Origin of the sequence: Paraburkholderia sp. MPAMCS5, from assembly GCF_036016995.1 — a bacterium.
In the GTDB taxonomy this organism is placed as follows: domain Bacteria; phylum Pseudomonadota; class Gammaproteobacteria; order Burkholderiales; family Burkholderiaceae; genus Paraburkholderia.
In genome coordinates this window covers 124,324-137,939 of record NZ_JAYXBK010000013.1, presented here as the reverse complement: position 1 = coordinate 137,939, position 13,616 = coordinate 124,324, and the positions used below count along the sequence as shown (strand labels likewise).

Here is a 13,616-nt window from a genome sequence, read left to right as displayed (position 1 = left end):
CGCGAGGCGGCTAAAGCAGGGCGCGCGCTCATAGCGGTTCTGCGTCGTCGGGGCCGCGCGCCCAGAAGGCGTTGCGCTCGAAGTAATTCTGCAGGAACTGCCGCAGGCGCGGCTGCCCGGCGTCGTGAAAGACCTCGCGCGGCTTGCCGTGCACGGCGATACGCCCCTGGTCGATGAACATGACCTTGTCCGCGACCTGCGCGGCGAAGCCCATCTCGTGTGTGACGACGGCCATCGTCATGCCGTCGCGCGCGAGTTGCTTCATGACTTGCAGCACCTCGCCGACGAGTTCCGGATCGAGCGCCGAAGTCGGCTCGTCGAACAGCATGATGTGCGGCTCCATCGCGAGCGCTCGCGCAATCGCCACGCGCTGCTGCTGGCCGCCCGACAGTTTCGCGGGATACGCATCGCCCTTGTGCGACAGGCCCACGGTGTCGAGCATCGCGTTCGCGCGGCGGCGCGCTTCGTCGTGCGGCAGATGCCGCACTCGCAGCAGCGCTTCCATCACGTTGCCGAGCGCTGTCATGTGCGGCCACAGATTGAACTGCTGAAACACCATCCCGACGTTGCGCCGCACGCGATTGATCTCGGCCTGCGACGCGCGCACGCGGCGGCCGTTGCGCTCGCTGTAGCCGAGCAGTTCGCCTTCGATGCGCACGTCGCCGTGATCGTAGGTTTCGAGCGCGGCGAGGCAGCGCAACAGCGTGCTTTTTCCCGAGCCCGACGGACCGATGATGCACACCACTTCGGAGCGGGCAATCTCCAGATCGACGCCGCGCAGCACCTCGACTTCGCCGAAGCGTTTGCGCAGATCGCGCACTTCGATCAGCGGCGCGCCGTGTTGAGTGCCGGCGGCGGGCGGGGCGGAAGAGGGCATGTCGGCGATGGCGTTCATGAAGTGATCCGATTCCTTTATGCCATGAAGCGTGCGATGCGGGCTTCGGCCCACATGCCCGCGCGCGAAGTGAGTTCGACGAGCGCGAGATAGCACACGCACAGCACCAGCAGCGTTTCGACGAAAGCGAAGGTGGCCGAGCCGATGCCGGTCAGCACGAATGTGAGTTCGGGCACCGTGACGATCGACAGCACGGCCGTCTCCTTGCTCAACACGATGATGAGGTTCGTGAGCGCGGGCACGATCAGCACCAGCATTTGCGGCATCTGAATGCGCAGTACCGCTTGCGTGCGCGTGAGACCCAGGCACGACGCCGCTTCGAGATGACCGGGCGGCACCGATTGGAACCCCGAGCGGAATGCTTCGGCGAAATAGGCGCTGCCGTAGAGGCCGAGACCGAGCACGCCGGCTGTCATGGGTTCGAGTGTGAGACCGACGGACGGACCGCCGTAGTACAGCAAAAAGAGTTGCACGAGAAACGGCGTGCCGCGAAAGAGTTCGATATAGAGGCGCAACAGGCCGCGAATCCATCGTCCGCAAAAGAGTTGCAGCACCGCGATCACAAAACCGATCAGCATGCCGATGACCACGCCCGCCGCCCACGTGCCGAGCGTCGTGGCGAGACCGGCGGCGATCGGCTGAAGATTATGCGTGATGACGCTGGGGTCGAACTGCTGCATGGTTTCGCCTCCTCGCGTTCAGGCGCGCTGCAAACGGTATTCGGCGGCGTGGGCGACGAGCGCGAGCGCACCGCAGATCGCGAAGTAAATGAGCCCGGCCGCGAGATACGCTTCGAGCGGCCGATACGTGCTGGCCGCGATGTTCTGCGCGGTGCGCGTCAACTCGGCCACGCCGACCACCGAGATCAGCGACGACGCCTTGATCAGCAGCACCATTTCGTTCACGAGCGAGGGCAGCGTCAGGCGGAATGCCTGCGGCACGAGAATGCGCCGCAGCGTGTCGAGCGGCGAGAGGCCGAGCATGCGCGCCGCTTCGATATGGCCCGGTGGAATGCTGAGAAAACCGCCGCGCAGAATCTCGGCGATATACGACGCGGAGCACAGCGACACCGCACTGATCGCGGCCACGAGCGGTGACACGTTGATGCCCGCGAACGGCAGCAGGTAGTACACCAGCAGCAGTTGCACGAGCATCGGCACGCCGCGAAAAAAGAACACATAGGCGCCGCCGAACCGGCGTGCCGCGCGATTCGCCGAGAGCCGCGCCGAGCACACGCCGATGGCCACGAAGAAGCCGATCAGAAGACCCGTCAAAGAAACGCCCACGGTGGCGAGCGCCGCATGCAGCAGCAGCGGCATGCCCTGAAGGAAGACGGTCGCGCTGAACATGAGCGTTGCCCTCGCTAATCTGCGTTCATTGCGCTGTGTGCCCCGCGCAATGCGCGTTCAATAGTTCGGCGTGGGCAGCGTGGTGGGCGCTTCCATGGCGACGCCGAACCACTTCTTTTGCAACGCCGTGAGGCGCCCGTCGTTGTGCATTTTCACGAGCGCGGCGTTGAACGCGTCGGCGAGCGGCTTGCTGTCGGCGTCTTTGCGCAGGCAATACGCGAAGTACACTTTCGCGCCGAACGGCGGCTGCACCACGGCGAACGTTTCGGGGCGCTGCTTGGCCACATAGGCGATGTTGGTCATGGAATTCGCCACCGCGGCAATACGGCCCGCGGCGAGGTCTGCATAGGCCTGATTGTTGTCGACGTATTCGCGGATTTCAGGCGGCTTCGGCAACGTGGCGACGTAGGCCTTCAACTGGTCGAGCTGCGCCGAGCCCTTGCCCGCGCCCACCGTCTTGCCCGCAATGTCCGATGATTGCTTGAGCGCCGCGTCGTTCGCGCGTTTGAGGAGCGCGTCGGTCGCGTCCGCGACGGGCAGCGTGTACGTGTAGCGCTCCATGCGCGCCTTCGTGACGGTGAGCGGGCCGCCCACCATATCGAACTTTCCCGCTTCGAGGCCGGGCAGCACGCTCGGCCACGGCAAGTCGATGAAGCGCACCTTGACGCCGATTTCCTTGCCCACTTCCGCGAAAAGATCTTTGTTGAAGCCCGCTTGCTGGCCGTTTTCGAGGAAGTCGAAAGGCGCGAACTGCATCTCCGTGCCGACCACCAGTTCGCCCGCTTTCTTCACTTTGGCGAGCTGATCCTCGGCGTAAGCGCTGACGCTTGCCGCGCACAACGCCAGCATGACCAAACGACACTTCCAGCCTGCAAGGATGCTCATGAGATTCTCCGGTGGACAAAGCGAGGGTCATACACGTGAGCTGCGAGCAGCGCGCAAAAACCGCACACACCCGTAGCGCGGCGCAGGTCATGCGAGGCAGTATATACCGCAGTTTTCGCGCGAAATAAATAAAGACGCGAGTAGAGAAAAGCCCTGACGCGCAGCGCCGCGAGTTCACTTGCGAGGGCGCTTTTGGCGGTATATACCACTGCAATGACAAGGCGATCCCGCCGCCTCGCCGATCTTTCATGGAGCCACGCGATGCCTGTGACCCGTATTCCGCTGATCGACTTTGCCGGCGTGCGCGCGGGCGATCCACAGGCTTTGCAGCGCGTGGCGCGGGAGATTCGCGAAGCGTGCACGACCATCGGCTTCTTCTACATCGTCAATCATGGTGTTCCGCAAGCGACGATCGACGCGGCCGCGCAGGCCGCGCGCACCTTCTTCGCGTTCCCGCCGGAAACGAAGCGGCGCGCGGCGGTCAATCACCGGCATCGCGGCTTCAATGCGCTGGGCGATGCAACCATGTATCAGGCGAAAAGGCCCGATTACAAGGAGTTTTTCAGCATCGGGCTGGAGTTGCCGGAAGACGATCCGGACGTGCTCGCGGGTCAGGCGCTGCGCGGGCCGAACAACTGGCCGGACTTCATGCCCGGGTTGCGTGCCGCGCTGTATGGCTACTATGAAGCGGTTGGCGCGTGCGGTGCCGATCTGCTGCGCGCCGTGGCGGCGAGTCTCGACGTCGACGAAAACTTTTTCGCGCCGCGTTATACGAAGCGGATGCAACGCACGCAAATGGTCTACTATCCGCCGCAACTGCCTCAGTCGGACGAGGATCAATTCGGCGTCGCGCCGCATACCGATTACGGCTGCATCACGCTGCTGTGGCAGGACCAGGTGGGCGGCCTGCAGGTGCGCGAGATCGCGAACGACACCTGGATCGATGCGCCGCCGGTCGAGGGCAGCTTCGTGGTGAACGTCGGCGATCTGCTCGCGCGCTGGACCAATGACCGTTTTCGTTCGACGCTGCATCGCGTGATCAATGCATCGGGGCGCGAGCGTTATTCGATCGCGACGTTTTACGATCCCACGTATGGTGCGATGGTCGATCCGCGCGATCTCGGCACAAGCACGAACGAATTGAAGTATCAGCCGGTGGCGGCGGGCGATTATATTCTCGGCCGCATCAACGATTCGATGGGTTATCGGAAGAAGCAGGCCGCTAAAGCGACATGAGCACGACAAGGAACACGGCATGACCAATAGCAACGACGCGGGCCGTGATACGGGCATGCAGGCGCCGCTGGCCGCCACACTCGATTCGCTGCGCGCTGCGCTCGGCGACGACGCGGTGCGCGTGGGCGAGCAGATCGGCGAACGGGCGATGACCGACTGGACGCGCCACGCCCCCACACGGCCCGCGGCATTGCTGTTGCCGCGCAACACCCAGGAGGTGTCGCGCGCGCTCGCCATTTGCCACGCGGCTCATCAACCGGTGGTGCCGCAAGGCGGCATGACGGGGCTCGCGGGCGGCGCGATTGCGCGCGCCACGGACATCGCGTTGTCGCTCGAACGCTTGAGCGGCGTCGAGGAAATCGATGCGGCTTCGGCCACGCTGACCGTGCTGGCCGGCACGACCTTGCAGAGCGCGCAGGAAGCCGCGGCGGACGCGGGCTTCGAACTCGCGCTCGATCTCGGCGCGCGCGGCTCGTGCCAGATAGGCGGCAATCTCGCGACCAATGCGGGCGGCAATCGCGTGATCCAGTCGGGCACCGCGCGCGACCAGGTGCTCGGTCTCGAAGTGGTGCTCGCCAACGGCGACGTGCTGAGCGCGCTCGGCAAGATGGTCAAGAACAATACGGGCTACGATCTCAAGCACTGGTTTATCGGCTCGGAGGGCACGCTCGGCATCATCACGCGCGCGGTGTTGCGGCTTCATCCGCAGCGCGCCGCGCGTCACACGGCGCTCGTCGCGCTCGACGGCTACGACGCTGCCGTGAAGCTGCTGCGGCTTTTGTCCACGCGCTTTGGCAACGACATCGGCGCGTTCGAAATCATGTGGCCGGACTTCTACGACTTCGGTGTGAAGCTCACGGGCACGCGCTCGCCGTTCGACGCAGCGCATCCGCTTTATGCGCTGATCGAACACGCGAGTTTCGATTCGGACGACGACGGCGAGCGCTTTGCCGCTGCGCTGACCGGCGCGCTCGAAGCGGGCGCGATCCGCGATGCGGTGATCGCGCAGTCGGTCGCCGACGCGCGCGCGTTGTGGGCGATTCGCGAATGCACCGCTGAATTTCCGGTGCGGCTCGATGCGATCAACTTCGACGTGAGTCTGCCGATCAGCGGAATTGGCCACTTTGTCGAGCGTTGCCGCGCGGCGCTCGATGAGCGCTGGCCCGGCAACGAATCGTATTTCTTCGGGCATATCGGCGATTCGAATCTGCACGTCACGGTAGACGGCCATTCGATTCCCGGCGTCGATCATCACGCGGTGTACGCGTTCGTTTATGACATGCTCGGGCCGCTGCACGGCTCCGTGTCGGCGGAACACGGAATCGGTTTGCTCAAGCGCGAGTTCCTGCCGATCTCGCGCTCGCCCGCCGAACTCGCGGCAATGGCCGCGGTCAAGCATGCGCTCGACCCGCACGGCATTCTGAATCCGGGCAAACTGTTCTGAACAGCGCGGCGCTGGTGCGCCCGTTTCAATGCGCGTCCAGATAGCGCGCGATGATCGGATACACATCGACCGCCGCGTTCTTGCCGAAAATGCAATCGATGTGCCCATAGCCCGGAATCAAATGCCGCTCATAGGGCTGCTCGGGAAACGCGTTCGTGAGCATGCCGTAGGTGAGCGCGGTGCTTTCCGGCACATAGGTTTCGTTGCGCTCGCCGTGAATGAAGCCGATCGGCATGCGCATGCCCGCGAGACCTTTCATGCCGTTTGAGCCTTGCAGATAGATGTCGTCGCCTTTGGCATTGACAACTTTGCGCGCGCGCACCATCGCGGCGAGGTGCCTGAACACGCCGACATCGTGCACGCCGAACAATTCCTGCAAGTTCGAATGCAGCGTCGCGCTCAGCTGCGCGTGCTCGTAAAGCAGGCCGTACATGAACGTCGCGCGATGGCAGATCGGGTTGCCGCAGCCCTCGGCGTGATCGACGGGAAAGAGCCGCAGCGCTTCGTCGAAAAGATTGTGGGGCCATTTTTCATGCTGCGTATACGCGTTCAGATCGGTCACGCCGAGATACTGCATGATGCCGGGAAGATGCAGGCCGGCCTTGATCTTGCCGAGCGTGCCGGGCACCGGATGCGCGGCGACCTGCGAAATCACCGCTGAGCGCACGCCTTCGAGCCCCGCCAGCAGCGACATGCTCAACGCGAGGCCGCCCATGCAGTGACCGAGCGCCTGAATATCCGGCGCGCCCGTGACCTCGCGGATTTTCGCCACGGCTGCGGGAATATCTTCGAGCGCGACCTTATCGACATCGGTCGGCTTCATCACGCTCGGCATTTCGATGCTGACGCGCAGATCGACGAGCCACACATCGTAGGCCGCGACACACAGATATTCGACGAGATTCGTGCCGATCAGATCGGTCGAAAAGATGCGGCTCGACACGCCCGAGCCGTGAATCAGCAACACGGGCCGCGCGTGCTTGCGCGCGGGATCGACGTAGCGCGTGAGCCGCAAGCGCGTGCCGTCGGCTGTGTCGAAGAAAAACACTTGCGGCGCCGGCGCGCGCAGCGCGCGCTTCAAACGCGGCGCCGCTTTGGGATCGTAATATTGCAAGGGCGCGGCCACGCCGCCATATTCGTTGAACAGCACGCCCGCGAAAAACTTGCCGAACTTAAGCGTCCATTCGAGCCGCGTCGGTAGATCGGGCGCGTTCGTGACTTCGAGCGTGCGCTGCTGCTTCAAAAAATTTTCCGGCGTGATGACGAGCTTCGCGCTGCCGATAAGCGGCGCGTTCGTTTGCGGCGCACCGCGAAGCTGCGCGTAGAGTGTATTGGTTTGCTCCCACAATTCAAGCGGCGACGTGCGCGTGATGATCTTTTGCCCGATCAGATAGAAGGTCTTGCCTTCGGCGGAATTGAGCGTCATGCGATAGTTCATGTTGCGCTCGTCCACATCCGCGGGGTCGGCAACGAACAGATTGAAGGTGCCGTCCGCGATGGTCATCGGTTGTGCGGAGAGGGCGGGGCAGGTCAGCGTGCCGGCAGTCTTTGCCAGATGATTTGGATCACTAAGCATGTATTCAAGGTCATCGGATTCAACAGTGAGCGTGAAGGCCATCGGAGTCGCGGCGTCCTCGTTCGCGCCGGTGGGCGTGTAGTGGCCGACCATCGTTTCGGTGAAGCGCAGCCCGATCTTTTCCGGCGGCGGCGTGGCGGCGGCGCCCTTCGAAGCGTAGTCGATCGTCCAGCCGCGCGATGCCGCGAGCAACGCGCAATTGCGTTCGGCCAGCGCCGAGATCGTCCACAGCGGATTGACGCCGAGCGACATCGGCATGACCGCGCCGTCCATCACGTAGAGGCCCTCGTGCACGTCCGCGCCGGTCGTGCCGCTGAACACGCGGCCCATATGATCGACCACGCCATGGTCCGCGTCCTCGCCCATCCCACAGCCACCGAGCGGATGCACCGTGACGATCCGGTTGCCGAGCACTGCGTTGGAGATCGGATCGCGCAGATATTTGCCGCCGAGCGGCACGGTCGCGTTCTTCAGCGTCTCTTCGACGGTCGCGAAGATCGGCTGCTTGCCGGCGTTCTCCCATGCGATGCGCGGGCGGCCCTTGTCGTTCACGGTGATCTGGCCGCTTTCGTCGTCGTGCGCCATGACCAGGTAGCTTTGTGTGTGATTGAGCGCGCCGTGATACGGGCCGCGCAAAATGCTTTCGGCTTGGCGTGCATCGTAGGCGAGCTGCTGTTCCGCTGAACGCGGGCCGCCGACGTCCACGCCTTCGAGCGGCGCGGCCGCGCCGAGCAGGCCGACGAGCGCGGTGCCGACCGGACCCGCGAGCGAGCCTTCCTCGATCACGAAGCCGTCTTTCACGTCGACGGTATTGCGCAGGTCGATGAGGCCGGCGATGGTCGGTCCGACAGGGGGAATCTCGCCTGGCTCATGCGCGCCCCAGCCGACGCCGTTCACCACATCGTCGGTGTTGTACGCGAACGCGAGCACGTCGCCATTGCCGGTGAAGTGCTTGCCGAGCGCGTCCGATACGCTCAAGCCCGCGTCGCGCGAGCGCAAGAGCAACGCGCTCGAACCGATCGTGCCCGCCGACACGATCACGATATCCGCGCTCACGAAAAGATCGGGCGCGTCATAGCTCTCGCGGCCAAGATGCACGAGCTGATAGGCGACTTGCCAGTTCTGCGTGGCGGCATTGCGCACGACCGAATGAACCGCTGCGCCGGTGAAAATCTGCGCGCCGTGTGCAACCGCATCGGGCAGATAGTTCATGTGCGTCGAATTCTTCGCGTCGTAGTTGCAACCCGAATTGCAATCGCCGCAACCCTTGCACGCCTTTTGTCCGATGCCGGCTGCGTTCGTGCGGTCGACGAAAGTCACGGTTACCGGCGGCGTGCTGAAGCGATCCGCCGTGCCGAGTGCCTCGGCGGATTTTTCGAGCGACAGCAGTTTGGGCAATTCACGGAAGCGGCCTGGAACGGGCGAGGGTTCCAGCATGTCCCACGCGCGCTGATAGCCCGTGTCGCGGCCTGCTACATCGGCGCGCAAGGCCGCGGGCCAGCGCGCGTCGTCCCATAGGCGCGGATCGATCTTCAACGCGACGTTTGCATTGACGAGCGACGTGCCGCCGAGGCCGCAACCGACCACCGCGTTGACGTCGTCGTTTACGTGCACTTCGAGCAGCGCGAGCGGCGAGCCGATTTGCGCGAGCGGGGTGTTGTACTGGATCTGTTCTGCGCCCTGAAACGGCGTGCGCGGATATTCGCCAGCCATGAATTCGCGTCCGCGTTCGAGCACGCACACGCTGCGGCCCGCGCGCGCCATGCGGCTCGCGGCAATCGCGCCGCCATAACCGGAGCCGACTACGACCACTTCGTAATGCGCTTGCATCGCCGTCACGGCGCTCGATAAGCGGTTCATGGTGGACCACCTCGTCAGGAATCGTGCAGGAAGGGACCGGACTTCGGAAGGAAGACGGCGCGCGGCCGCGGCTTTTTCATCGTAGGCGGTGCGCGAAGACAAAAAAAGGCGCATCGATTCGATGCGCCAACTCCTGCCACTGGAATTCGAGGCCCTGAAACAAGGGCTTTTAAAGCAGAACGCTTTTTCGCGCGCGAGTTACGCCGCTGCTTCATTCATTTCGCTATCGCTCGATTCGGCTGCCAGCAGGTTCAGCGTAATCAGAATAGCGCTGCGATTCTCGATGTCGATCTCGATGCCCAGAACATGTGTGAGCCAGCGGCCGATCTTCGTATTGGAAAAATCGCCGGCAGTGGCCGTCTTTTTCATGGTGACGCCGAGTTTGACGGCGCGATAGTGATACGAGGGCACCCGATGCGAAGCCGCAACCGCCGACAGTCCGCCTTTGCCTTCCGAGCACCAGCCGAGGCTGCCGGCCAGCACGATGCGCTCGGGCTCGTCGAGGCTTTCGATAAAAGCGCGCGCCGCGAGCCGCACGCGCTGTTCGTCGAGCCCATATTGCAGCAGCACGCTTTGCACCGGGTCTTCCAATGCGTGGGCATGCAGATCGATTTCCTGCGCCATGCCGTCGACCTCCATCGACACGTTGCGTTGATGTCCGGCGCTGCGCAGGCAGTCGATCAGATAGCGGCGAAAATACGCGCACAGTGCGTAACCGTTCGACGGCGCGCTCTCCGCGCAGGCGCGCGTTTCGGTGTGGCCGGGCGCGAGGCGCAGCACCTTGAAATAAATGAATTGCGCGACCAGTTCTTCCTTGTCTTCGGCGAGCGCTTGCAACTCCATCGGGTGATAGGTGCGCAATGCCCGCTTGACCAGCTCGACCATCGACACCATCTCGTCGGCGGACAACTGCGTGCGACGGCGCCACAGATCGGGCAGGATTGCATCGTCGAGATTGCGGACGAACTCGTGGCTCGGAACTGCGCCCATGAAAGCCTCCATGTCGGGTAAGGCAATCAGCGCGGGGAGCCTCGGCTACAGGCGTGGAGTGGAAGAGGAAAACATTGCGGCCGCGCTGTGTTTGTGGAGGCAGTATGGTTGCGGGCGTCGGCTTCGCCTATATGGATTAAGTAGTAGCTGATGGGTAAACTGCCGGGTAAACCATCCGCCAGCGCACCCCTCATTCGTCTGATGAGAAAGCGGTCGTATCGCGCCGCTGCATGGCTGTACAACCGTGCGGTTTTTGCGCCGCCTCGCGCCCTGGCGATGCGTCGCGCGCGAGCCCTGGCCGCGTTTCGCGACAGCACCGGGCTTTCTCGCCCCATCACCGAATTTGCCGTGCCCGACAAGGAGACCGCGCGATGCGGGCCGACCCGATCCAGCGTGCCATCGACGAAGATCTTGTGCGCGTTCTCTACGCGCAAGATCCGATCGCATTCTTCTCGCACTGGTTTTCAATCGCGGTGCTGGTGGCGATCTACTGGCCCACGATACCTTCGCCGCCGCTTTTCATTGCGTGCTTCGGCTTTTATGCGGCGGCCAATTGCGCGGGCCTCGCGCTCTGGATCTGCAACCGGCGCTATCCGCAACTCGTGTCGCCACGCGGCTGGATCAATTTGCATGCCGTGCGCGGCGTGCTGCTGTATAGCGCGCCGGGCCTCGCGATCTGGTTCGCGTTCCAGAGTCCGCAAAGCGATTTGCCGCTCCTGCACACGGTGATGCTCGTCACGCTCGCGGCGGGCGTTTTCATGTCGAACGGTTTCGACCTGCTGAACTTCGCCACGGCTCTTCCGTTCCTGCTGTTTCCGTCGATCGTGCTGCATTTCGGCGTGCATACATTCGACCGCACGATTCTGGCTATCGTGCTCGCCTTCTTTTTCTGCGCGATCAACGTGTATGCGCTCAGTTATCGCAAGCTGTTCCGCCAGGTGGTGCAGGCGCGTGTCGATCAGCAGTACCTGGCGGAATCACTGGCGCTGCAAAAGCAGGTCGCCGAAGAAGCCAGCCTCGCGAAAACGCGCTTTTTCGCGGCCGCGAGCCACGATTTGCGCCAGCCGCTGCATGCGATCGGATTGCTGGCCGCGTCGCTGAACGATCCGGCGGCCACGTCCGCGCAGCATGCGAAGACTGCCGAGCACATCGTCTATAACGTCGAGGCGCTGAACCAGCTATTCAACCAGGTGCTCGATCTCGCGCGGCTCGAAAGCGGCGTCACGCAGGTGATCCGTCTGCATTTCCGGCTCTCGGAGCTGTTCGAGCGCGTGGGCAGCCAGTATCGTCCGCAGGCGGCCGCGAAGGGGCTCGCGCTGCGCATTGCACCGACGACGATCGTGATCCACGACGATCCCGTGCTGCTCGAACGCGTGCTGAGCAACCTGCTCTCGAACGCGGTGCGCTATACGGAGGAAGGCGCGATCTGGCTCGGTTTCAGGCGCGCGAGGCGGCCGGCAGGCGGCTATATCGAGGTGCGCGATTCCGGTATCGGCATTGCCGCCGACGAACACGCGCGCATTTTCGAGGAGTTCTATCAGGTCGCGAATCCGCAACGCGACGCGCGCCAGGGTCACGGTCTCGGCTTGCCGACGGTGAAGCGCCTCGTCGAGATGCTTGGCGGCGAGTTGCAATTGCGCTCGGCGCCGGGGCGCGGTTCGGTGTTTCGCTTTGCGGTGCAGGCGGGCGACGCGAGCGGCGTCGTCGCGAGCCTGAACGAAACGGTGGCGGGCGGACCGGCCGCGCAAGGACGCCGCGTGCTGTGCATCGACGACGAGCCGTCGATCCTGGAAGGCCTCGCCAGCCTGCTCGGCCGCTGGGGCTGCATCGTGCGCGGCGCGCGCGACGAAGCGGCGGCGCTCGCCGCGCTCGCGGAAGGCTTCGTGCCCGACGCCGTGCTGTGCGACTACCAGTTGGCCAATCATCGGACCGGCGCGCAGGCGCTCACGGCGGTGCGAAACATGCTCGCGCGCGGCGGCCACGCAGGCGCGGTGACGCTGCTGATCACAGGCGATATGGCGTCGGCGGAACTCGCGGCGCTCGCGTTGCAGGGCATTCCGGTGTTGCACAAGCCGGTCACGGCGGCGCGTCTGCGGCGCACGCTGGAAATGCTGTGGCAACAGGCGGAACTGGACAAGGGGCGGGCGGCCGCGGCAGTTGAGTTGCCCGCCGACGCGGGCGCGAGCAGTGGGGGAAGCAGCGAGGGAAGCAGCGCGGGCAACGAGGCCGGGTAGGGCGGCGCGCGAAGCGAAGGCTGGGGCGCGAATTGGCTCGCGGCGTCGTCGGCAAAGTGCTTTGCGGCAGGAAGGGGCGGCGGACCTGAGGTTTTTCGCGGCGGCGGCGGCGACGGTGGCGGCGTCTCGCCGCAAAGCACGAACCGTGCGCCGCGCGTGTGCTTCGCGGGTGTCTCGCTTGCACCTCGCCAGTGCTTCGCCCGCACCTCGCGTGTGCTTCGCCTGCGCCCCGCCCGTGCCGCCGCGCCGCGGCGCTTCACTACAGCGTTTTCCCCGCCTCCAGCCAGCCGTTGATCACGGCGATGGCCGTCGACCGGTTGTGCACGCCGAGCGCCCGGAAGATCACCGACAGATGCACCTTCACCGTGCCCTCGGCCACGCCGAGTTCGCGCGCGATCATCTTGTTGGTCCAGCCGCGATGCACGAGCCGCATGATCTCCTGCTGACGCGGCGACAGATTTTCCAGCAAGTGCTGCTGATGCGGCTGCAACGCCTGGAGCTGTGCGACGGGTTCCACCAGCGTGGCGCTGCTCGGGCCGGCCGCGGTTGCGCCTGCCGCCGAGCCGCCGCCTACCGCGCCTGGCGCGCAACTTTCCGTGGATGGCGCGTCGCGCGAGCCGAGCAGACTCAGCGCTTCCATCGGCACATAAGCGCCGCCCGACAGCACGAGTTCGATCGCCTTCATCATCACGCTCGCGGGCTGACGCTTCGGCACGAAGCCGAGCGCGCCTGCGGCCAGCACCGCGCGCATTTCGTCGGGCGACTCTTCGGCAGAGAGCACGACGACCGGCAGCGCGGGATTCGCCTTCAACAGCATTTCCAGCGATGACGCGCCGCTCATGCCCGGCATATGCAGATCGACGATCGCAAGGTCGTGATCGGCGTCGGGCCGCGCGGCAGCGGCGAGAGTTTCCCAACTGTCGGCTTCGTCGAATTGGGCGTCGGCGTCGAGACCGCGAAGCATTCCCTTGACGCCTTGCCGGATCAGTTCATGGTCGTCCGCCACAAGAAACTTCATGATGTCTCCACGAGTCGGGCTTGCGCGTTGTGGACTGCCGCCGTTGCTGGGTCTCGTTTTACTTCTATTGTCGTGAATCGCATCATGGCCGGCTACCCCGCGTTTCATCAGCCGATCGGCGCGGCGCGG

Annotated in this window: 10 protein-coding genes; 3 read left to right on the top strand and 7 right to left on the bottom strand. The window is 64.4% G+C overall.

The features are described 5' to 3' along the window. Positions 1-28 precede the first annotated feature (28 nt). Genes VOM14_RS24475 through VOM14_RS24460 form a run of 4 tightly spaced genes read right to left on the bottom strand, consistent with a single transcriptional unit; the run spans position 29 to position 3,129 of the window. Positions 29-895 (bottom strand): amino acid ABC transporter ATP-binding protein, encoded by an 867-nt coding sequence (locus VOM14_RS24475; RefSeq protein WP_327631338.1) that lies wholly within the window; start codon positions 893-895, stop codon positions 29-31. Between the two features lie 17 nt (positions 896-912). Further along, the gene (locus tag VOM14_RS24470; RefSeq protein WP_327631337.1) at positions 913-1,575 is read right to left on the bottom strand and encodes an amino acid ABC transporter permease; all 663 of its coding nucleotides are present in this window, start codon (positions 1,573-1,575) and stop codon (positions 913-915) included. Positions 1,576-1,593: 18 nt separating this feature from the next. After that, positions 1,594-2,244, bottom strand: a complete 651-nt coding sequence (locus VOM14_RS24465; protein ID WP_327631336.1) for an amino acid ABC transporter permease — start codon at positions 2,242-2,244, stop codon at positions 1,594-1,596. Positions 2,245-2,301: 57 nt separating this feature from the next. Then, the gene (locus VOM14_RS24460; protein WP_327631335.1) at positions 2,302-3,129 is read right to left on the bottom strand and encodes a transporter substrate-binding domain-containing protein; all 828 of its coding nucleotides are present in this window, start codon (positions 3,127-3,129) and stop codon (positions 2,302-2,304) included. A gap of 261 nt (positions 3,130-3,390) precedes the next feature. Between VOM14_RS24460 and VOM14_RS24455 the strand changes: the two genes are divergently transcribed. Both VOM14_RS24455 and VOM14_RS24450 read left to right on the top strand, forming a co-directional pair. Next, positions 3,391-4,365, top strand: a complete 975-nt coding sequence (locus tag VOM14_RS24455) for an isopenicillin N synthase family dioxygenase (RefSeq protein ID WP_327631334.1) — start codon at positions 3,391-3,393, stop codon at positions 4,363-4,365. 19 nt (positions 4,366-4,384) lie between these two features. After that, the gene (locus VOM14_RS24450) at positions 4,385-5,809 is read left to right on the top strand and encodes an FAD-binding oxidoreductase (protein ID WP_327631333.1); all 1,425 of its coding nucleotides are present in this window, start codon (positions 4,385-4,387) and stop codon (positions 5,807-5,809) included. 25 nt (positions 5,810-5,834) lie between these two features. Here the strand turns inward: VOM14_RS24450 and VOM14_RS24445 are convergent, their stop codons facing one another. Beyond that, complete coding sequence (locus VOM14_RS24445) at positions 5,835-9,245, bottom strand: alpha/beta fold hydrolase (RefSeq protein WP_327631332.1); 3,411 nt, start codon at positions 9,243-9,245, stop codon at positions 5,835-5,837. Positions 9,246-9,443: 198 nt separating this feature from the next. Continuing rightward, positions 9,444-10,235, bottom strand: coding sequence for a hypothetical protein (locus VOM14_RS24440; protein ID WP_327631331.1), 792 nt, complete (start codon positions 10,233-10,235; stop codon positions 9,444-9,446). Between the two features lie 371 nt (positions 10,236-10,606). On the opposite strand from VOM14_RS24440, the gene VOM14_RS24435 reads away from it, so the two are divergent. Continuing rightward, entirely contained in the window at positions 10,607-12,469 is a 1,863-nt protein-coding gene (locus VOM14_RS24435; RefSeq protein ID WP_327631330.1) for an ATP-binding response regulator, read from the top strand. Positions 12,470-12,728: 259 nt separating this feature from the next. Here the strand turns inward: VOM14_RS24435 and VOM14_RS24430 are convergent, their stop codons facing one another. Further along, positions 12,729-13,487: a response regulator transcription factor gene (locus VOM14_RS24430; protein WP_327631329.1), complete on the bottom strand. Its 759-nt coding sequence runs from the start codon at positions 13,485-13,487 to the stop codon at positions 12,729-12,731. Positions 13,488-13,616: the final 129 nt, after the last annotated feature.